At 73.5% G+C, this 19,906-nt stretch carries 14 protein-coding genes and 1 pseudogene; 11 read left to right on the top strand and 4 right to left on the bottom strand.

Going from position 1 to position 19,906, the window contains the following annotated elements:
- Positions 1-63: 63 nt before the first annotated feature.
- Positions 64-1,584: an alpha/beta fold hydrolase gene (locus JAO84_RS01510; protein WP_370409654.1), complete on the top strand. Its 1,521-nt coding sequence runs from the start codon at positions 64-66 to the stop codon at positions 1,582-1,584.
- Positions 1,585-1,608: 24 nt separating this feature from the next.
- Here the strand turns inward: JAO84_RS01510 and JAO84_RS01505 are convergent, their stop codons facing one another.
- Positions 1,609-3,231 (bottom strand): acyl-CoA synthetase, encoded by a 1,623-nt coding sequence (locus JAO84_RS01505; protein WP_370409653.1) that lies wholly within the window; start codon positions 3,229-3,231, stop codon positions 1,609-1,611.
- 182 nt (positions 3,232-3,413) lie between these two features.
- On the opposite strand from JAO84_RS01505, the gene JAO84_RS01500 reads away from it, so the two are divergent.
- The 9 genes and pseudogenes from JAO84_RS01500 to JAO84_RS01460 all read left to right on the top strand — a co-directional run bounded on the left by JAO84_RS01500 (position 3,414) and on the right by JAO84_RS01460 (position 12,333).
- Positions 3,414-4,235 (top strand): crotonase/enoyl-CoA hydratase family protein, encoded by an 822-nt coding sequence (locus tag JAO84_RS01500; RefSeq protein WP_370409652.1) that lies wholly within the window; start codon positions 3,414-3,416, stop codon positions 4,233-4,235.
- Positions 4,236-4,480: 245 nt separating this feature from the next.
- Positions 4,481-5,443, top strand: coding sequence for a Zn-ribbon domain-containing OB-fold protein (locus JAO84_RS01495; protein ID WP_370409651.1), 963 nt, complete (start codon positions 4,481-4,483; stop codon positions 5,441-5,443).
- Complete coding sequence (locus tag JAO84_RS01490; RefSeq protein WP_370409649.1) at positions 5,440-6,519, top strand: thiolase domain-containing protein; 1,080 nt, start codon at positions 5,440-5,442, stop codon at positions 6,517-6,519. Before JAO84_RS01495 ends, JAO84_RS01490 begins: the two co-directional genes overlap by 4 nt.
- Complete coding sequence (locus JAO84_RS01485) at positions 6,512-7,678, top strand: thiolase domain-containing protein (protein WP_370409648.1); 1,167 nt, start codon at positions 6,512-6,514, stop codon at positions 7,676-7,678. The genes JAO84_RS01490 and JAO84_RS01485 overlap by 8 nt, the downstream gene beginning before the upstream one ends.
- An 87-nt stretch (positions 7,679-7,765) precedes the next feature.
- The gene (locus JAO84_RS01480) at positions 7,766-8,020 is read left to right on the top strand and encodes a DUF397 domain-containing protein (RefSeq protein WP_370409647.1); all 255 of its coding nucleotides are present in this window, start codon (positions 7,766-7,768) and stop codon (positions 8,018-8,020) included.
- 188 nt (positions 8,021-8,208) lie between these two features.
- A pseudogene (locus JAO84_RS01475) lies at positions 8,209-9,009 on the top strand (AAA family ATPase); the annotation flags it as partial.
- A gap of 514 nt (positions 9,010-9,523) precedes the next feature.
- Positions 9,524-11,395, top strand: a complete 1,872-nt coding sequence (locus JAO84_RS01470) for a hypothetical protein (protein WP_370409645.1) — start codon at positions 9,524-9,526, stop codon at positions 11,393-11,395.
- A 50-nt stretch (positions 11,396-11,445) separates the two neighbouring features.
- A complete protein-coding gene (locus tag JAO84_RS01465; RefSeq protein ID WP_265864155.1) occupies positions 11,446-11,946 on the top strand; it encodes a hypothetical protein in 501 nt (166 codons plus the stop codon).
- Positions 11,947-11,964: 18 nt separating this feature from the next.
- The gene (locus tag JAO84_RS01460; protein ID WP_265864154.1) at positions 11,965-12,333 is read left to right on the top strand and encodes an RNA-binding S4 domain-containing protein; all 369 of its coding nucleotides are present in this window, start codon (positions 11,965-11,967) and stop codon (positions 12,331-12,333) included.
- 81 nt (positions 12,334-12,414) lie between these two features.
- Here the strand turns inward: JAO84_RS01460 and JAO84_RS01455 are convergent, their stop codons facing one another.
- The 3 genes from JAO84_RS01455 to JAO84_RS01445 all read right to left on the bottom strand — a co-directional run bounded on the left by JAO84_RS01455 (position 12,415) and on the right by JAO84_RS01445 (position 18,164).
- Positions 12,415-14,607 (bottom strand): germacradienol/geosmin synthase, encoded by a 2,193-nt coding sequence (locus tag JAO84_RS01455; protein WP_370409644.1) that lies wholly within the window; start codon positions 14,605-14,607, stop codon positions 12,415-12,417.
- A 171-nt stretch (positions 14,608-14,778) separates the two neighbouring features.
- Positions 14,779-16,725 carry an N-acetylmuramoyl-L-alanine amidase gene (locus JAO84_RS01450; RefSeq protein WP_370409643.1) on the bottom strand — a complete coding sequence of 649 codons (1,947 nt, stop codon included), beginning with the start codon at positions 16,723-16,725 and terminating at the stop codon, positions 14,779-14,781.
- A 308-nt stretch (positions 16,726-17,033) separates the two neighbouring features.
- Positions 17,034-18,164: an aminoglycoside phosphotransferase family protein gene (locus JAO84_RS01445; RefSeq protein ID WP_370409642.1), complete on the bottom strand. Its 1,131-nt coding sequence runs from the start codon at positions 18,162-18,164 to the stop codon at positions 17,034-17,036.
- Positions 18,165-18,401: 237 nt separating this feature from the next.
- On the opposite strand from JAO84_RS01445, the gene JAO84_RS01440 reads away from it, so the two are divergent.
- A complete protein-coding gene (locus JAO84_RS01440) occupies positions 18,402-19,892 on the top strand; it encodes a hypothetical protein (RefSeq protein WP_370409641.1) in 1,491 nt (496 codons plus the stop codon).
- The last annotated feature ends 14 nt before the right edge of the window (positions 19,893-19,906 follow it).

Genomic DNA, 19,906 nt, shown 5'->3' with positions numbered 1-19,906 from the left:
CGTATCGCGCCGACGGCGAAACCCGGTTGCCGCGCCCGGCGGGCACCGCCCATGATCACGACCATGCCTCAGTTCACCGCGTACGACGGAACCACCCTCGCCTACCGCACCCTCGGCACCGGGGAACCCCTCGTCGTGCTGCCCGGCGGGCCCATGCGCGACGCGGCCTACCTCGGCGACCTCGGCGGCCTTGCCGCCCACCGCACCCTGATCGTTCCCGACCAGCGCGGCGTCGGCGCGAGCGCGACCCCGGACGACCCGGCGAGCTACCGCTGCGACCGGCAGGTCGCGGACGTGGAGGCACTGCGCGCCCACCTCGGCCTGGAGCGGATCGATCTGCTCGGGCACTCGGCGGGGGCTGCCCTCGCCACCCTGTACGCCGCCGCGCACCCCGGCCGGATCCGCTCCCTCGTCCTGGTCACCGGCGGCACGCGGGCGGTCGGCATCGAGATCTCCGACGAGGAGTGGGACGCCGCCGCCGAGGTCTTCGCGGACCAGGACTGGTACCCGGCGGCCCGGGCCGCCCTGGAGGGGATGGGCCCCGACACCCCGCCGCAGGAGGAGGCGGAGATCGTCATGCCGTTCGGGTACGGGCGCTGGGACGAGGCCGCCCGCGCCCACGCGGCGGGCGCCGCCACCGAGATGAACTGGGCGGCGGCGAGCGCCTTCTACGCGCCCGGCGCCTTCGACCCCGAGGCCACCCGCACCGCGCTGCGCGAGCTGACCGCGCCCGTCCTCGTCCTCGCGGGGGAGTACGACGGGGGCCCGAGCCCGGCGCGCGCCGCCGAGCTCGCCGCCTGCTTCCCGCACGCCGAGCTCGTCGTACAGCCCGGCGCCGGCCACTTCCCGTGGATCGACGACGCCGGCGCCTTCGTCCGCCCGGTCGCCGCCTTCCTCGACCCCGAGGTGCGCACCGTCACCGTCGACGGCGTCCGGCTCGCCTACCGGGTCAGCGGCCCCGAGGGCGCGCCGCCGGTCGTCCTGGTGCACGGCCGCGGCGAGAACAGCACGAACTGGGCAGAGATCGCGGCCGGACTCGCCGCCGACCGGCGGGTGTACGCGCTCGACCTGCGCGGCCACGGACTCAGCGACTGGCCCGGGCACTACGGCTTCGACGTCTTCCGCGACGAGCTCGCCGGCTTCGTGAAGGCCCTCGGCCTGGTCCGTCCCGCCGTCGTCGGCCACTCGATGGGCGGGGCGGCCGTGTACCTCCTCGCCCAGCGCGAGACGGAGCTGCTCGACCGGCTCGTCCTGGAGGACACGCCGGTCTTCTTCCCGCTCGACCCGCCGCGCGGCTTCGTGGAACGCCCGGACGGGCCGCTCGGCTTCGACTGGGCGGTGGTCGCCGCGACCGACGCCCAGCTGAACGAGCCCGACCCGGCCTGGCGCACGGAACTTCCCGAGATCTCCCGCCCCACCCTGATCGTGGCCGGCGGAAAGAGCAGTCATCTGCCGCAGGATCAGCTGGCCTGGATGGCGGAGGAGATCCAGGACGCCTGGCTCGTCACCATCAAGGCCGGGCATCTGATCCACGAGAAGCGGCCGCGGCAGTTCCTGGAAGCACTGCGGGAGTTCGGGGTCTGACCGCCGCCCGGCGGAGCCGGACGGTCAGGCGGTGTCCGCCTCCGCCGCCACCGAACGGGCCCAGCGGTAGTCGGCCTTGCCGCTGGGGGAGCGCTGGATGGTGTCGGTGAGCACCAGCTGGCGCGGCACCTTGTATCCGGCGAGCCGGGTGCGGCAGTGGTCCTGGACGGCTGTCAGGTCGAGCGGCGCGGCCCCGTCGCGGAGCTGGACGACGGCGGCCACGTGGTTGCCCCACTTCGCGTCGGGCACTCCGGCGACCAGCGCGTCGTACACGTCCGGATGGGACTTGAGCGCCTGCTCGACCTCCTCCGGATAGACCTTCTCGCCGCCGGTGTTGATGCACTGCGAGCCGCGGCCGAGGACGGTGACGATGCCCTCCTCGTCGACGGTGGCCATGTCGCCGAGCAGCACCCAGCGTTCGGCCCCCTTCCGGAAGAAGGTCTCGGCGGTCTTCACCGGGTCGTTGTAGTAGCCGAGCGGTACGTGCCCGCGCTGCGCGAGCCGGCCGACCTCGCCGACCGGCACCGGCTCGTGGGTGGCCGGGTCGACCACCTGGGTGCGCTCGTTGACGACCAGCCGGAAGCCCCTGTCGGGGCCGGAGTCGTCGGTGGCCCGCCCGTTCGAACCCGACTCGGACGAACCGAAGTTGTTGAGCAGGAGCACGTTCGGCGCGAGCGCCCGGAACTCGTCGCGCACCGTGTCCGACATGATCGCGCCGGATGACGACAGGCTGAACAGCGAGGACAGATCGGTGCCCTTCAGCGGTCCGTGCAGCGCGTCGACCAACGGACGGAGCATCGCGTCGCCGACCAGGGAGACGCTGGACACCTTCTCCTTCTCGATGGTGCGCAGCACCTCCTCCGGCACGTACTTGCGGTGGATGACCACCCGCTGCCCGTAGTCGAAGGCGATGAACGAGGTGAGCGTGGACGTGCCGTGCATCAGCGGGGGAGTGGGGAAGAAGGTGATCCCCGCCCCGCCGGCCGCGACCCGCTCGGCCAGCTCCTCGGGCCGCTTCACCGGCTCGCCGCTCGGGTCCCCGCCGAACAACCCCGCGAAGAACAGGTCCTCCTGACGCCACATCACCCCCTTGGGCATACCGGTGGTGCCGCCGGTGTAGATGATGAAGAGATCGTCGGGCGAGCGCGGCGCGAAGCCCCGCTCCGGTGATCCGGCCGCCTCGGCCGCCGTGAACTCGACACAGCGCAGCGACGGGGCTTCCTCGGGCGGGGTCCCCACCCGCACGAGGTGCCGCAGCTTCTCCGTCTGCGGCAGGGCGCCCGCGACGCGCGCCGTGAACTCGGCGTCGAAGACCAGCGCGGCCAGATCGGCGTCGCGGTAGAGGTAGACCAACTCCCCTTCCACATACCGGTAGTTGACGTTGACCGGGACCAGCCGTGCCTTGAGGCAGGCGAGCACGGTCTGCAGGTACTCGACTCCGTTGTACAGGTGAAGGCCGAGGTGCTCGCCGGGCCTCAGCCCCGCGCCGATCAGATGGTGGGCCAGCCGGTTGGCGGCGGCGTCCAGCTCGGCATAGGTCAGCCGGCGCTCCGCGCCGGTGCCGGGGTGGTCGACGTACACCAGCGCCTCGCGGTCCGGGACCACGTCGACGACCGATTCGAACAGGTCGGCAAGGTTGTACTCCACCGTTCCTCCTGATCCTGGCCCGCCGGGTGCTCGTGCTAGGCCGGTCATTAGAGCGTCGATGGGCGGAGGTGGGAAGAGCCCGCGCAAAAGAATCTGACTAGGTGTCAGAAAACTATTGAAGTGACTCCGCGAGTCCTGCAACCTGTTCCAGAAATGGCGGCGGGCGACGACGGGAGACATCCATGAGCGGCGGCACCGAACACCGCGGAACCGAACACCTCACCGTGCGACGCGAGGGCGCCACACTCGTCCTCACCCTCAACCGGCCCGAGGCGAAGAACGCGCTCTCGCTGCCGATGCTGGTCGGCCTCCACGACGGCTGGCTCGCCGCCGACGCCGACGACACCGTCCGCTCCGTCGTCCTCACCGGCGCCGGCGGCTCGTTCTGCGCCGGCATGGACCTCAAGGCGCTCGCCGGGGACGGCATGGCGGGCGGCGACCGCTACCGGGACCGCATGAAGGCCGACCCCGACCTGCACTGGAAGGCCATGCTGCGCCACCACCGCCCGCGCAAACCGGTCATCGCCGCCGTCGAGGGCCACTGCGTGGCCGGCGGCACCGAGATCCTCCAGGGCACCGACATCCGCGTGGCCGGCGCCTCCGCCACCTTCGGCCTCTTCGAGGTCCGCCGCGGCCTCTTCCCGATCGGCGGCTCCACCGTCCGCCTGCCCCGCCAGATCCCCCGCACCCACGCCCTCGAAATGCTCCTCACCGGCCGCCCGTACACCGCGGAGGAGGCGGCCAGGATCGGGCTGATCGGGCACGTCGTGCCGGACGGTACGGCGCTGGACGCGGCCCTCGAGATCGCGGAGCGGGTGAATCAGTGCGGGCCGCTGGCGGTGGAGGCGGTGAAGGCGTCGGTCTACGAGACGGCGGAGATGACGGAGGAGGACGGCTTGGCGGCGGAGTTGGCGCGGGGGTGGCCGATCTTCGCGACGGCGGACGCGAAGGAGGGCGCGAGCGCGTTCGCGGAGAAGCGGGCGCCGGTGTACCGCCGGGAGTGACTTTCCCCCACCCCGCCCCTTCCCGAAACCGGGGCTCCGCCCCGGACCCCGCGCCTCAAACGCCGGCGAGGCTGGGTTTCCGCCCGCTGGGCGGAAACCCAGCCCGCCCGGCGCTTGAGGGCACGGCCGCAGGCCGTTCGGGGGTTTGGGGGCTTGCCCCCAATTCGGGAAGGGGCGGGGTGGGGAAAGGCCCCGCGCAGCGGCCCAGCACTACCCCACGCCCCACCCATCCAAGGAGCCCGCCCATGACCGTCACCCCACCGCCCGAAACCCTCCGCGCCCCCCTCGTCGTCGAGTTCCCCTTCACCCGCTCCCTCGGCCCCGTCCAATCCGCCTTCCTCACCGGCCTCCGCGACCGCACCCTCCTCGGCGTGCGCACCGAGGCCGGACGGATCCTCGTGCCGCCCGTCGAGTACGACCCCGAGACCGCCGCCGAACTGCGCGAACTCGTCGCCCTCGGCGACACCGGCACCGTCACCACCTGGGCCTGGAACCCCGAGCCGCGCCCCGGCCAGCCGCTGGCCACCCCCTTCGCCTGGGTGCTCGTCCGCCCCGACGGCGCCGACACCGCGCTCCTGCACGTCCTCGACGTGCCCGGCCCCGAGGCCGTCCGCACCGGGATGCGGGTGCGGATCCGGTGGGCCGCCGAGCGCGAGGGCGCCATCACGGACATCGCGTGCTTCGAGCCGTACGAGGGCACCCCGGCGCAGCCCCGACCCCGCCCGCACGACGGCGTGTTCGACGACCCCGTCACCGGCATCGTCACCCCCGCCCGGCTCGACTACGACTACACCCCCGGCCGCGCCCAGACCGCCTGGCTGCGGTCGCTCGCCGAGCGCCGGACCGTCGGCGAACGCTGCCCCTCCTGCGCCAAGGTGTACGTGCCGCCCCGCGGCGCCTGCCCCACCTGCGGGGTCGCCACCACCGAGCGCGTCGAGGTCGGGCCGCGCGGCACGGTCACCACCTTCTGCATCGTCAACATCAAGGCGCGCCACCTCGACATCGAGGTGCCCTACGTCTACGCCCACATCGCCCTGGACGGCGCCGGCCTCGCCCTGCACGGGCGGATCGGCGGCATCCCGTACGACCAGGTCCGGATGGGCATGCGGGTCGAGCCCGTGTGGACCGAGGGCGGCCGCTACCCCGACCACTACCGGCCCAGCGGCGAGCCGGACGCCGACTACGACACGTACAAGGAGCTGCTGTGAGCGCTGCGCGCCCGAGCCGGGAGGTGGCGATCGTCGCCTTCGCCCAGACCGACCACACCCGGCGCACCGACGACCTCTCCGAGGTCGAGATGCTCATGCCGGTCCTCCACGACGTGCTGCGGCAGACCGGCCTCAAGACCTCCGACATCGGCTTCACCTGCTCCGGCTCCTCCGACTACCTGGCCGGCCGCGCCTTCTCCTTCACCATGGCCCTCGACGGCGTCGGCGCCTGGCCGCCGATCTCCGAGTCCCACGTCGAGGCGGACGGCGCCTGGGCGCTGTACGAGGCCTGGGTCAAGCTGCTCACCGGTGAGACCGACACCGCCCTCGTCTACGCCTACGGCAAGTCCTCGCCGGGCTCCGTGCGCGATGTGCTCAGCCGTCAGCTCGACCCGTACTACGTCGCCCCGCTCTGGCCCGACTCCGTGGCCCTCGCCGCGCTCCAGGCCCAGGCCCTCGTCGACGCCGGCGACACCGACGAGACGGCGCTCGCCGCGATCGCCGCCCGCAGCCGCGAGGACGCCGCCGCCAACCCGCACGCCCAGCTCCGCGGCGCCCGCCCGCAGGGGCCGTACCAGGTCGCGCCGCTGCGCACCGGCGACTGCCCGCCGGTCGGCGACGGCGCCGCGGCCGTCATCCTGGCCGCCGGGGACCGGGCCCGCGAACTGTGCGCCCGGCCCGCCTGGATCACCGGCATGGACCACCGCATCGAGGCGCACGCGCTCGGCGTCCGCGACCTCACCGACTCGCCCTCCACCCGGCTCGCCGCCGAACGGGCCGGCGCCTTCGACCCGGCCGCCGGCCGGCCCGTCGACACCGCCGAACTCCACGCGCCCTTCAGCTCCCAGGAGGTCGTGCTGCGCAAGGCCCTCCGCCTCGGCGACGAGGTCCGCGTCAACCCCTCGGGCGGCGCCCTCGCCGCCAACCCCGTCATGGCCGCGGGCCTGATCCGGCTCGGCGGGGCCGCCGCCCGCATCCACCGCGGCGAGTCCGACCGCGCCCTGGCCCACGCCACCTCGGGACCCTGCCTGCAGCAGAACCTCGTCGCCGTCCTGGAAGGGGAGAACCGTGCCTAAGGAACCCGTCGCCGTCGTCGGCATCGGCCAGACCAAGCACGTCGCCGCCCGCCACGACGTCTCCCTCGCCGGGCTGGTCCGCGAGGCCGCCCAGCGGGCCCTCGCGGACGCCGGACTGAGCTGGGCGGACATCGACGCCGTCGTGATCGGCAAGGCCCCCGACTTCTTCGAGGGCGTCATGATGCCGGAGCTGTATCTCGCCGACGCGCTCGGCGCGGTCGGCAAGCCCATGCTCCGGGTCCACACCGCCGGTTCGGTCGGCGGCTCCACCGCCCTGGTCGCCGCCAACCTGGTCGCCGCCCGGGTGCACCGCACCGTCCTCACCCTCGCCTTCGAGAAGCAGTCCGAGTCCAACGCCATGTGGGGCCTGTCCCTGCCCGTGCCCTTCCAGCAGCCGCTGCTCGCCGGCGCCGGCGGATTCTTCGCCCCGCACGTGCGCGCCTACATGCGGCGCACCGGCGCCCCCGACACGATCGGCTCCCTCGTCGCGTACAAGGACCGGCGCAACGCGCTCAAGAACCCGTACGCCCACCTCCACGAGCACGACCTCACCCTGGAGAAGGTGCAGGCGTCCCCGATGCTGTGGGACCCGATCCGCTACTCGGAGACCTGCCCGTCCTCCGACGGCGCCTGCGCCATGGTCCTCACCGACCGGACCGGCGCGGCCCGTTCGCCCCACCCGCCGGCCTGGCTGCTCGGCGGCGCCATGCGCAGCGAGCCGACCCTCTTCGCGGGCAAGGACTTCGTCTCCCCGCGGGCCGGCCGGGACTGCGCCGCCGACGTCTACCGGCAGGCTGGGATCACCGACCCGCGCCGCCAGATCGACGCTGTCGAGATGTACGTGCCGTTCTCCTGGTACGAGCCGATGTGGCTGGAGAACCTGGGCTTCGCAGAGGAGGGCGAGGGCTGGAAGCTCACGGAGGCCGGGGTCACCGAACTCGACGGCGACCTGCCCGTGAACCCCTCCGGCGGCGTGCTCTCCACCAACCCCATCGGCGCCTCCGGCATGATCCGCTTCGCCGAGGCCGCCCTGCAGGTACGCGGTCGGGCGGGCGAACACCAGGTCGAGGGGGCGCGCACGGCGCTCGGCCACGCGTACGGCGGGGGCGCGCAGTTCTTCGCCATGTGGCTGGTCGGCGACCGGCCGCCCGCCGTCTGAGGGGTGTCGGCGGTCCGGGCCGGTCGCTACGCTGAGCCCCGGACCAGCCGCAGAGCGTGACGCGGGCGTCGCGAGAGGAGCACGGACGTGGCGGACAGCACCATCACCGGCCCCATCGGCCAGCACGGCCTCACCGGGCGGGACGCGCCGGACCTCGACCTGGCGGGGGCGGACTGGCGCTCCGGCAGCCACGGCGTGGGCGACGTCCAGATCGCGTTCGTGGAGGGCTTCATCGCGATGCGCAACGGGCGGATACCCGAGGGCCCGTCGGTCGTGTTCAGCCCGGCCGAGTGGCGCGCCTTCGTGGTGAACGCGCGTGACGGAGAGTTCGACCTGACCTGAGGCGGCCCGGGCGTACGCGGTCGCGCCGGAGCGGTGGCCCGGGGGCGCGCGAGAGCCGTGCGCGCCGCGCCCGTGAGCTGCGCGAACCCGGCCGCGGGCGGAGGCCGTTGGTCCCGTACGGTCCGGAATCGCGCATCCGCCACAATCCGGCCCCCTCGGGGCGCATCCCCGCGTACGCTGGGCCTTTGATGGGGCCACCGCCCCGGACGCATCCCCTGTGCGCCGGGCGTGCGCCCCCGGCGTGGGGGTGGACGATGGCAGCACACACCGGCGGCCGAGCCGGTCGGGGCTTCGGCCTCTTCGAGCGCGAGGCGGAACTCGCGGCGGCGGAAGAGGCGTTGAACCTGCTCGTCGGGCACGGCACCGACGGCATGGCCCCGGGACCGGCGGGACCCGGCGGCTTCCTCGGCGCGCCCGAGGCCGGCGGCGCGGCCCGCCCCGGCGAGCGCCCCGACCGCGTCCCCAGGCCCCGGCACGCCCTCACCCCGCCGACCCTCCGCCTGGTCAAGGGCTCGACCGGCCCCGACACCGGCACGTCCGACGCCGTCGCGACCCCTGACCAGGGTCCCGGCTTCGGCCCCGGACCCGCGGGCCGCACCGTCCGCCGCGGCGGTGTCCTCGCCTACGCCGCGCCCGCCGGCCTCGGCAAGACCACCCTGCTCGCCGAGATCCGCCGCCGCGCCGCGGCCAAGGGCTGCACCGTGCTGTCCGCCCGCGGCGGCGACCAGGAACAGCGGGTCGCCTTCCACGTCGCCCGCCAGCTCCTCCAGCCCCAACTGGCCGCCGCCTCCCGCACCGAACTGAGGGAACGCCTCGGCAGCTGGTACGACATCGTCGGCCCCGCCCTCGGCCTGTGCACCGCCGCCGAGGGCGCCCCGCCCGACCCGCAGGGCCTGCGCGACGGACTCGACTGGGTGCTCACCCATCTGGCCGTGCGCCGCGCCCCGCTCGTCGTCTTCCTCGACGACGCCCACTGGGCCGACCCCGAGTCCCTCGGCTGGCTCTCCGCCTTCTCGCCGCGCGCCGAGGAACTCCCCATGCTCCTCGTCGTCGCCTACCGGCCCGACGAACTCCCGGACACCGGCGCTGAGTTCACCGGCCGCCGGTCCGGGCAGCGCCCGCTCGGCCTGGAACCCCTCACCTCCGGCGCCATCGCCCGCCTGGTCCGCGACCGGGTCGGCACCCACGCCGACGACGCCTTCTGCCAGGAATGCTGGGAGGTCACCTCCGGCAACCCCTTCGAGGCCGTCGAACTCGCCGCCCGCATCCGCGACCGCGGCCTGGAGCCCGTCGCCGACCGGGCCCACGCCCTGCGCGACCTCGCCGCCGCCGTCAAGCAGCGGACTGATCGCCCAGATCGAACGCCTCGGCACCGCCACCGTCCGCCTCGCCTGGGCCTGCGGCGTCCTCGGCACCGAGATCTCCCCGCAGCTGGCCGGGGCCGTCGCCGGGCTCGGCGGCGAGGACGTCGCCCGCAGCGCCACCCTGCTGCGCCAGGCCCGCGTGCTCGCCGAACCCGTCGACCCGGAGTCCGAGACCCTCGAATTCGTCCACCCGCTCATCGCCTCCGCCGTCTACGACGCCATCCCGGCGGCCACCCGCGTCGCCCTCCACGGCCAGGCCGCGTGGTGTGTCGTCGACGCCGGACTCGGCCCCACCGCCGCGGCCCGCCACCTCGTCGAGACCCACCCCGAGGGCGACCCGTGGGTGGTCCAGCACCTGCGCGCCGCAGCCCAGGAGACCCTGCGGGCCGGCGCGCCCGACACCGCCCGCCGCTATCTCGTCCGCGCCCTGCGCGAACCCCCGGACTACGACGAGCGCGCGGCCGTGCTCTTCGAGCTCGGCTGCGCCTCGCTGCTCACCGAACCCGCCACCACGGTCAACCATCTGCGCGCCGCCCTGGAGGAGCCGGTCTCCGACCCCGCCCTGCGGCACGGCATCGTCTACCGCCTCGCCCAGGTCCTCGCCCACAGCGACCGCCTCGTCGAGGCCTCCGAACTGCTCGAACGCGAGTCCCGCCAGCCGACCACCGACGCCCGCAGCAAGCTGCGCATGCAGGCCGAGAAGTTCCTGTGGGACGCCCTGCGCGCCGACGAACCCGAGTCGCCCGCCCGCTCCCGGCGCCTCGCCACCCTCGCCGACCGGCTCAGCGGCCGCGACCTCACCGAGCGGTACATCATCGGCCTGCGCGCCTGGGACGCCACCCTGCGCGCCGAACCCGCCACCGTCGCCCTCCGCCACGCCGAACGCGCCCTCGAAGGCGGCCTCACCTGGGCCGACGAGAGCCGCAACTTCGAGGTCCCCGTCCTCGTCGCCCTGCTCCACCTCTACGCCGACCGGCCCGGCCGCGCCGAGGAGCTCTTCGCCGCCGGCACCGCCGAGTTCGAGAAGCAGGGCTGGCGCGGCGCCCACCTCGCCTTCGCGTACACCCTCATCGGCTACATCCGCTTCCGGCGCGGCCGGCTCATGGAGGCCGAGGACTTCGCCCGCGCCGGACTCCGCCTCGCCGAGCGCGTCGGCCCGCGCACCCCCGCCCTCTGGTACGCCACCGGCGTCATGATCGAGATCCTGCTGGCCCGCGGCCGTACGGACGAGGCCGAGCGGGTCGCCCGCGAGCACGACTTCGGCGACCCCTTCCCCAACGCCGTCACCATCCCCGACTGCGAGACCGTCCACGCCGAGCTGCTGCTCGCCATCGGCCGCACCGAGGAGGCCCTCGGCGCCCTGTCCGCCGTCGGCCAGCGGCTCGACCCGCGCGGCAAGCGCAACCCCTCGTGCTGCCCCTGGCAGCTCCACCTCGCCCTCGCCCAGGCCCCGACCTCCCCGGCCAGGGCCCTCGCGACGGCCCAGGAGGCCGTCGCCCGGGCCCGCCAGTACGGCGCGCCCTCCGCGATCGGCCAGGCGCTCCGGGTGACCGCCGAGGTCTCCGAGGGCGAGGAGCGGATCAAGCTCCTGGAGGAGTCCGTCGACTGGCTCGACCAGTCCCCGGCCGCGTACGAGCTGGCCCGCTCCCTGGTCGCCCTCGGGGCCGCGCTGCGCCGCACCGAGCGCCACGCCGAAGCCGCCGAGCACCTCTACCGGGGCCTGGAGACCGCCCAGACCTGCGGCGCCGACGGACTCGTCGAGGAGGCCCGCACCGAGCTGGCGGCCGCCGGACTGCGGCCCCGGGCGCTGCGCACCACCGCCACCGACGCGCTCACCGCCCGTGAGCGGGCCGCGGCCGAGGCCACCCTCGCCGGGAAGGACCCGGCCGCCGCCGTCGGCGTCGACCGCACCACCGCCACCCGTCTCCTGTCCGCCGTCTACCGCAAGCTCGGCACCGACCGGGCCGGTCTGGACAGCGCGCTGCGCGCCAAGCAGGTCACCGGTCCGTGACCCCGGCCCCGGCGCGCCGCGACGCGCGCCGGGGCACGTACCATGGCGGTATGTCCTTCCTCCGCCGCCGCAGCGCCGCCACACCCGCGGGCCCGGACTTCGACGTCCTGGCCATGGACCCCGGGGACTGGCCCGGCAATCTCGGCGCCGGTCTGCTCCCGGCCCCCGACGGCAGCTGCCAGGGCGTGTTCCTGCGCTACGACCTGTTCGGCGGCCGCGGCCCCGCGATGATCATCGGCAATCTGCCGGAGGGCTCCCCGGCCCGCGAGCTCGCCGACGGTCAGGTCCCCTTCGAGGTGGCCCAGCTCCTCGCAGCCCTGGAGAACGACGAGCCGGTCGAGGTCCTCGACCGCGAGGACGTGCCGGTCATGCAGGGCGACAACCTGCTGATCGTGCGCCGGCTCAAGCTCTCCGAGAGCCGCATCTCCTGTGTGCAGTTCGACCGCAGCGACAACGTCCTGGTCACCATCGCCAGTTGGGACCGGCCCATCACCGACGACCTGTACGCGCTGCTCAAGCCGCTGCCCGCCGAACTGTTCCAGCAGGGCTGACCGGGAAGGCGGGGGCCGATGAGCGCGGTGCGCGTCGACAGCTGGATCTGGGCCGTGCGGCTCACCAAGACCCGTTCCCAGGCCGCCGCGGCCTGCCGCGCCGGCCACGTCAAGGTCAACGGCGAGCGCGCCAAGCCCGCCCAGGCCGTCAAGCCCGGCGACGAGGTACGGGTCTTCCACGGCGGCCGGCAGCGGATCGTCGAGGTGAAGCAGCTGCTCACCAAGCGGGTCGGCCCGCCGGCCGCCGCCGAGGCGTTCGTGGACAACAGCCCGCCCCCGCCGCCCCGCGAGCAGGTCGCCGTGGCCGCCGTCCGCGACCGGGGCGCCGGCCGCCCCACCAAGCGCGACCGCCGCGACCTGGACCGGCTGCGCGGACTGCAGCCCTGACCCCTGCCGACCCTTGCGGGCCGAACGTGCGGGCCGCCCCCGGAGCTTCCGGAGGCGGCCCGCCGCGCTTCACCCAACCGGTTACCCGACCGGTGACCCGAACAGCGTCGCGATCCGCGCCGACGCGGTGCCGAGCCCCTGCGGGCGGCGTCGCGCGAGCGTCGTACCGGCGCCGGAGCGCACGTCGTCCGCCCCGTACCGGCGTACGCTGCGATGCCAGTGGAGGATGGCCGCGAGCCAGTCCTCCAGCTCCCGCAGATACGCCTCGAAGGCCGCCCGGCCGGTTGCGTCGAGCCCGAAGTCGGCGTACAGGAGCGGCACTTCGTGCTTCTTCACATGCTCGTACTGGCTCAGCCGCCCGCGCATCAGATCGTCCACCATGCGCATCGCGGTCGGGTAGTCGCAGCCGAAGAAGGTCTGCGCGACGAGCACCAGGTTGTGCAGCTCGCCCTCGACCTCGATCTCCTTCTGGTACGAGAACAGATCGTTGATCAACGCCCCGTAGTCCATGACGGAACCCTCCAGGGCCCGCACGGTGCCGGTGTCGAAGAGCTCCGGCGGCAGCGTCTCGGTCCGCCGCAGCCGGGCCAGCAGCATGGTCAGTTCGGAGCCGAAGGTGTGGCGGCGCATCTCGATGTAGTCGACCGGGTCAGGCACCCGGTGCTGGGCCACGTTGAGCAGCTCCCACATCCAGCTGTCCAGCATCGTCTCCACGGACCCGCGCAGCCGCGTCCGGGCCGCCTCGTCCATCGGCGCGGTGGTCCGCGCCCAGAGGTCGGCGAGCGAACGCTCCAGCGGATGGTCCGAAGAGAACGCCGTCGCCGGACCGGTGTGCGAGAGAACGGACTTGAGGCGGTCGGTCTGCCGCTTCGCACCCGGCAGATTGCGCGGCCGGCCGAAGACGATCGGGTAGTAGTCGTCCGCGTAGGTGCCCCAGAGCAGCCACCCGGTCGCGAGATCCAGCTCCTCCTCGGTGGCGTCCGGGTCGATCCCGGCCGCGCACAGGGCCAGGTCGAAGCCGGCGAGCATCCGCCGGTCCCAGATGTCGTCGAGCAGTCCCATCCGCTCCGCCCACTCCTCCGAGCGGCGCTTGGCCCCCGCGTGGTGCGGGTTGAGGGTCAGCGGGTACGGCAGGTCGAACTCGGGGAGCAGGGAGGGCCCCACCTGCTGGTGCGGCACATGAGCCAGCGTGCGCGCCCGGTTCCGGGCCGGTCGGCCGAGCAGATTCCTGATGTCGAGCGCGGAGGTGCCGAGCCCGGCCGGCTGCGCACTGCCGCTCACCAGCCCCTCGTTCATATAGCGGCTGGATCGCATGTGCCACTCGTGCCCGCCGGACTGCCAGTCCTGCAGGCCCTTGGTGTACGCGGCGATCGCCGCCGCCTCGGCCGGCCCGAGACCCTGCTCGACGCACAGCGCGGGCATCTCGACGAGCGCGGTGTTCTCGAACTGCTGGAGCCGTGAGGTCAGCAGGTCGTTGACGGCGTCGGCCGCCTCCTGCGTCGTACAGCCGAGGAACTTCTCCAGGACCAGGACGCCGTTGCTGTTCTCGCCCTCGTCCTCGACCTCACGCTGGTACGAGAAGAGGTCGTTGCGCAGATGCACCGCGTCCGAGAAGGAGTCCCGCAGCACCCGCAACGGCCGTGCGCCCGCCACCTGTTCGGGCACCTCGGCGCCCGCAGCGTACTCGACGAGCCCTGCCGACCAGGGCGCTCCGCCCACCTTGCGGCGCATCTCGATGTACTCGACCGGATTGGCGATCCGGCCCTCGGTGATGTTGTCGAGCTCCCACAGCGACTCGTACAGGAGCGCCTCGGTGGCCTCGGCGAACCGCACCCGCCAGGCCTCCGACATCGCCGGCACCGTGCGCCGCCACAGGTCGGCGAGCCCCGCCTCCACCGGATTGGCCGGCTCGGGCATGCCGGCCGTCGGATCGGCGGGCATGAACAGCGGCAGCCGGTCCAGATAGGCCTTGCCGGCCGGCCGGTTCGGGGTGCGCTTGAACACCTCGAGGAAGTGGTCGTCGAAGAAGAACACCCACGTGTACCAGTCGGTCACCAGCGACAGCGCCTCCGCGTCGCAGTCCGGGTGCGTGTACGAGCAGAGCAGCGCGTAGTCGTGCGCCTGGAGGTCCGCCTCCTCCCAGATGCCGGAGCCCTCCAGCATCCCCATCTCCCGCGCCCACACGCAGGTGTGCGCACGGGCCGTCTCCAGATGGGGATTGAGCCGGGCCGGATACGGAACATAGAAATCCGGCAGAACGAAGGGCTGAGCCATGCCAGGGAGGCCTTTCGGTGAGCGTCGGGCAGTCGTCCGGCCGAGCATTACCCCTCGGTCACCGGCCCCACGCGAACACCGGAACAAGTCATATGAACGCCATGAGGTGCCGGCCGGACCGCGCCCCACTACGCGGTCCGCCGGCACCCGTCTCTTTTCGGCCCGGTTCCCTCAGTCCTGGGAAACCCGCACGTCAGCGGCCTTCACAAAGGCCACCCGATGGCCGAATTGGATCTGGTAGTACTCCTCCTTGCCGCGCACGACCGTATGACCCGTCGTGTCGAACGTCGGAGCGAACAGGTACTCGCCCGGAGTACGGCCCCCGACCACGTACCGCTGCCCCGCGAGCAGCGCGTACGGCAGCGGCGACACCGCCTGCACCGGAACCCCCGCCGGATAGGCCGAGGCCTCCGGGTACGCCCGCCCGTACACCGGCACCGACGCCACGCCCTCCTTCGGCGTCAGGACGAGCCCCCGCGCGTTCACCGCAGTCGGCTCCTCCTTCGGATTGTGGAACCACGCCTTCTGCCCGAGGTACCAGACCGCCGTCCAGTCGCCCCGCCGCTCCGCCACCGCGAAGCTCTGGCCGGTCGAGGCCCGCGCCCCGGTGTCGTTCACCCCGGTCGTCGAAGCCTGCCCGCCCGGCCGCAGCCCGATGTCCTTCACCAGCGGCGCGTCGGCGCTCGGTGCGGTGTGCAGGCGCACCGCCCCGCTCCCGTGCGATGCGCACGCCTCCCCGGTCGTCACGCACCCCGTGTACACCGGCCGGTTCGCGGTGTAGTCCGGACGGATGGTCACCACCCCGGCGTCCGGCCCCGCGCTCGGTGTGAGGGGCCGGCCGAGCAGCTGGAAGTAGTGCGCCCAGTCCCAGTACGGGCCCGGATCCGTGTGCATCCCCTTGATGGTCGACGTCACCGTCCCCGGGACGTTGTCGTGGCCCAGGATGTGCTGCCGGTCCAGCGGAATGCCGAACCGCTTCGCCAGATAGCGCACGAGCCGCGCCGAGGACCGGTACATCGCCTCCGTGTACCAGGAGTCCGGCGACGTCAGGAAACCCTCGTGCTCCAGACCCACCGACTTGGCGTTCACGAACCAGTTGCCCGCGTGCCAGCCCACGTCCTTCAGCGCCAGATGCTGCGCCACGTGCCCGTCCGAGGACCGCAGCGAGTACTGCCACGACACATACGTCGGGTCCTGCACCAGCTTCAGGGTGGTGTCCCAGTCCGCCTCGGTGTCGTGGACGACGATGTAGTCGACCGACTGCGACAGCGGCCGGTCCGCCTTGTCGTGGTTGCCGTAGTCCCCGTCGCCGAACTCCTCGTACGGCGCCGGCACCCACTCGCAGGCCACCGTCTCCGGGCACTCCACCGGACCCCTCGCGGTGTCCCGGAGCCCCAGCGCGGCCAGCTGCCCGGTGGCCGGGGCCACCGCCGGATCGGCGGCCAGCGTCACCCGCTGCCCCGCGTCCGTGGTCCGCGACTCGCCGCCGCGGATCACGTCGAAGACGTCGTTCGCGTACGCCGCCGCCGTCGCCGAGTCCTCCGCGCCCGAGAAGCGCGCCACCGCCCCGTACCAGTCCGCCGGATCCGCGCTCGCCGGCAGCCCCGCCGCCCGCTGCGCCTCCGCGAGCAGCGCCGCGCCGCCGTCGATGTTCGCCGCCGTGTCCGTCCGCAGCCGCTCCGCCGGACGCCCGGACAGCTCCGCCGCCCGGTCGAGCGTCCGCAACCGGGCCGGCGGCTCACCGGACCAGGCGGGGGAGCCGGACTCGACACCCGCCCCGGTCCGGGGTGCCCGCGCGTCGTCACCGCGCGCGTCCTCCGTACCGTCGGCGTGGTGCGGCGGCGCCGACGCCAGTGCCGTCACTGCGTCCGTCAGATGCATCGGACCGTAGCCGCCGGTCACGCTCGGCGCGCCGCCGTGCGCGTCCCAGCGCGACTGCAGGAACGACACGGCGAGCAGCACGCTCTGCGGTACGTGATGCCGTTCGGCCGCCACCGCGAACTGTCGTTGCAGCGAGCCGGGTTCGTGCTCGTCGGCGGTGGCCGACGGCACCTGCGCGAGCAGCGGCAGCAGCAGGACGACGGGCGCGGCACGTCTGAGGGACGCGGAACGGAGCAAGGCAGCCTCCAGCGACAGGGGGGAGAACGGGGGCGTGCGGAACCGAACCCGTACAGGGGTAGCGGCTTCCGGACGTCCCGTCAATCACCTGCTCACATCGGCGATTTCCCACGTCAGAGCGGCTGCGCGAGCCGAAGGGCGGAGTTTCGCGCGGGCGGCCCGCCCGCCTGCGACGCGTCACTGGTGTGGACCAATGGGGGCGCCACGACCGCCTCCGGTGCTCCGCCGGAAAAGTCGAAGCGCCGCGCCCCGGTGTGTCGGCACCGGGCGCGCGGCGCGCCACCCCCGTACTGTGTCGGACCGCTTCGCTACCGCGTCCCGACCGCCGCGCGCACGGCCCGCCGTGCCATGGCGCAGTCGTCGTGCAGCCGCCGCAGCAGCAGCCGCTGTTCCTCACCGGGCGAGACCGTCCCGGCCGGCACTGGCACCGAACCCGCGGGCGGCGCCTCCTTGATCGTGCGCTGCACCGCCGTCTCGTACGTCCGGATCTCCCGGGTCAGCACGATCATCAGGTTCACCAGGAACGCGTCCCGCGCCGCCGGACCCGCCTGCTGGGCGAGCTGGCTGATCTGCCGCCGCGCCAGGGGAGCGTCCCCGAGCACCGCCCACAGCGTCGCCAGGTCGTACCCCGGCAGGTACCAGCCCGCGTGCTCCCAGTCCACGAGCACCGGACCCGTCGGGGACAGCAGGATGTTCGAGAGCAGCGCGTCACCGTGACAGAACTGCCCCATGCCCTGCCGCCCGCCCGCGTGCGCGAGCCCGTGCAGCAGCTTCTGCAGGTCGTCCCGGTCCCGGTCGGTGAACAGACCGAGCTCGTGGTACCGGGCCACCCGCGCCCCGTAGTCGAGGGGCGCGTCGAACGTCCCGGCCGGCGGCCGCCAGGCGTTCAGCCGGGCGACCGCGCCGAGCACGGCCCGCACGTCCGCCCGCGGCGGCGCTTCCACGGGGTGGCGGGTCAGCGCCGCCGCCCGTCCGGGCATCCGCTCGATCACCAGCGTGCAGTTCTCCGGGTCCGCTGCGATCAGCCGGGGCGCCCGCACAGGCGGACGGTGCCGGACGAACGAACGGTAAGAAGCTATTTCGTGCCGGAACCGCTCGACCCACGCGGGGGAGTGGTCCAGTAAACACTTCGCGACCGCGGTCGTCCGCCCGGTCGTTCCGACGATCAGGACCGAACGGCTGCTGCGCCGCAGCACCTGCACCGGGTTGAACTCCGGGCAGATCCGGTGGACGGACGCGATCGCCATGCGCAGTTGGGCGCCCTGGGGACCGGACAGGTCGATCCTCCCGCTGGGCGGCTGGACGGTGCTGCCCGCCCAGCGCCTCGGCCGCACCGCGCCCTGGACGGGCGCGGGGGCGAGATACGGTCCGGTGCCGGCCTGGAGGGTGCGGTGGAGCGGCCGGGGCGGGGCGGACACGGAGGACGATGCTGTGTACATGGAGGAGACAGATCCCTTCGTGTGCCGACGAGTTGCGTGCGTCGCCCCGCCCGCCCGAACGGTCCGCACCCTGGGGAAAATGTGGGCCGGTCGACGGGGCGGGGTGGCGCGTTCCTACCTGACACCCCCCTGCGGGTGGCGGAACATCGAGCGCACCCTGGCGAACCATGGCGAATTGTCGCCAGGCCTATGCCAGGGGGCTACTGTCAACTCAGCCGAGAACCTGGGGGCTTAGACGTGACAGGGAAGACCAACACCCGCCTGGCAGACCTCTTCGGCCTGGCCGGCTGGTCCAAGGGCGAACTCGCGAGACTCGTCAACAAGCAGGCGGCGGCCATGGGCCACCCCCAGCTGTCGACCGACACCTCGCGGGTCCGGCGCTGGATCGACATGGGGGAGACCCCCCGCGATCCCGTGCCCCGGGTGCTGGCCGCACTGTTCACTGAGCGACTCGGCCGTGTCGTGACCATCGAGGACCTCGGGTTCGTACGACACGGGCGCGCCGGCAGGCGGCGAGACGTCAGGAACACCGACAACCCTGACGGGCTGCCCTGGGCGCCCGAGCGTACGGCAGCGGTCCTCACCGAATTCACGGGAATGGACCTCATGCTCAACCGACGCGGCCTGGTGGGCGCGGGCGCCGCGCTTGTCGCCGGCTCCGCACTCACCAACGCCATGCACGACTGGCTCCACACCGACCCCGCACGAGCCGGCGCAGCCCCCCGCGCCGTCGATCCCCTCCACGCCGACCCCGCTGGGTACGACCGTTACGAGGCCGCCCCCATCGGGTCGGAGGAGATCGAGGCCCTGGAGCGCTCCGTGGAGGTGTTCCGCGCCTGGGACGCCTCCCGCGGCGGCGGCCTCCAGCGCAAGGCGGTCGTGGGCCAGCTGAACGAGGTGGGCGGCATGCTCGCCTACCACCACCCCGACCATCTGCACCGCCGGCTGTGGGGCGTCGCCGCCAACCTGGCGGTGCTCGCCGGCTGGATGTCGCACGACGTCGGCCTCGAGCCCACCGCACAGAAGTACTTCGTGATCGCCGCCCACGCGGCCCGCGAGGGCGGTGACCGGCCCCGCGCCGGCGAGGCGCTCTCCCGCGCCGCCCGCCAGATGGTGCACCTCGGCAGACCCGACGAGGCGCTCGACCTGATGAAGCTCGCCAAGTCCGGCTCCGGTGAACGTCTGTTGCCGCGCACCAGGGCCATGTTCCACACCATCGAGGCCTGGGCACAGGCGTCGATGGGCCGGGGCCAGGCCATGCGCCGCACGCTCGGCGAGGCCGAGGACCTGTTCGTGTCCGACAAGGGCGAGGACAAGCCCAGTTGGATGCAGAACTTCGACGAGGCCGACCTCCACGGCATGCAGGCGCTCGCCTACCGCACCTTCGCCGAGCACGAGCCGGCGGCCGCGGCGACGGCCCAGCGGCACGCCAAACTCGCCCTGGAACTGCGCCGGAACGGGCACGACCGCTCGAAGCTGTTCGACCACATCTCGCTGGCCTCGGCCTGCTTCATCGCCGACGACCCCGAGCAGGCGGACCGTTACGCGCGCCTGGCGCTCGTCTCCATGGGCGACACCTCCTCGCACCGCACCTGGGACCGGCTCCGCGAGATGTACCGGCTCACCGGCCAGTACGCGGGCTACACCAAGATCGACCACCTGCGGGAGGAGATCGAGACGGCCCTCCCGAAGGCGCCGATCAACCGCCCGAGAAGCGGAGAGGCGTGAGGATCGGGAAGGGC

This window comes from Streptomyces fradiae (genome assembly GCF_041270065.1).
Lineage (GTDB): Bacteria > Actinomycetota > Actinomycetes > Streptomycetales > Streptomycetaceae > Streptomyces.
The sequence above is the reverse complement of the archived record's forward strand: the minus strand, read 5'-3'. Positions and strand labels throughout refer to the sequence as shown.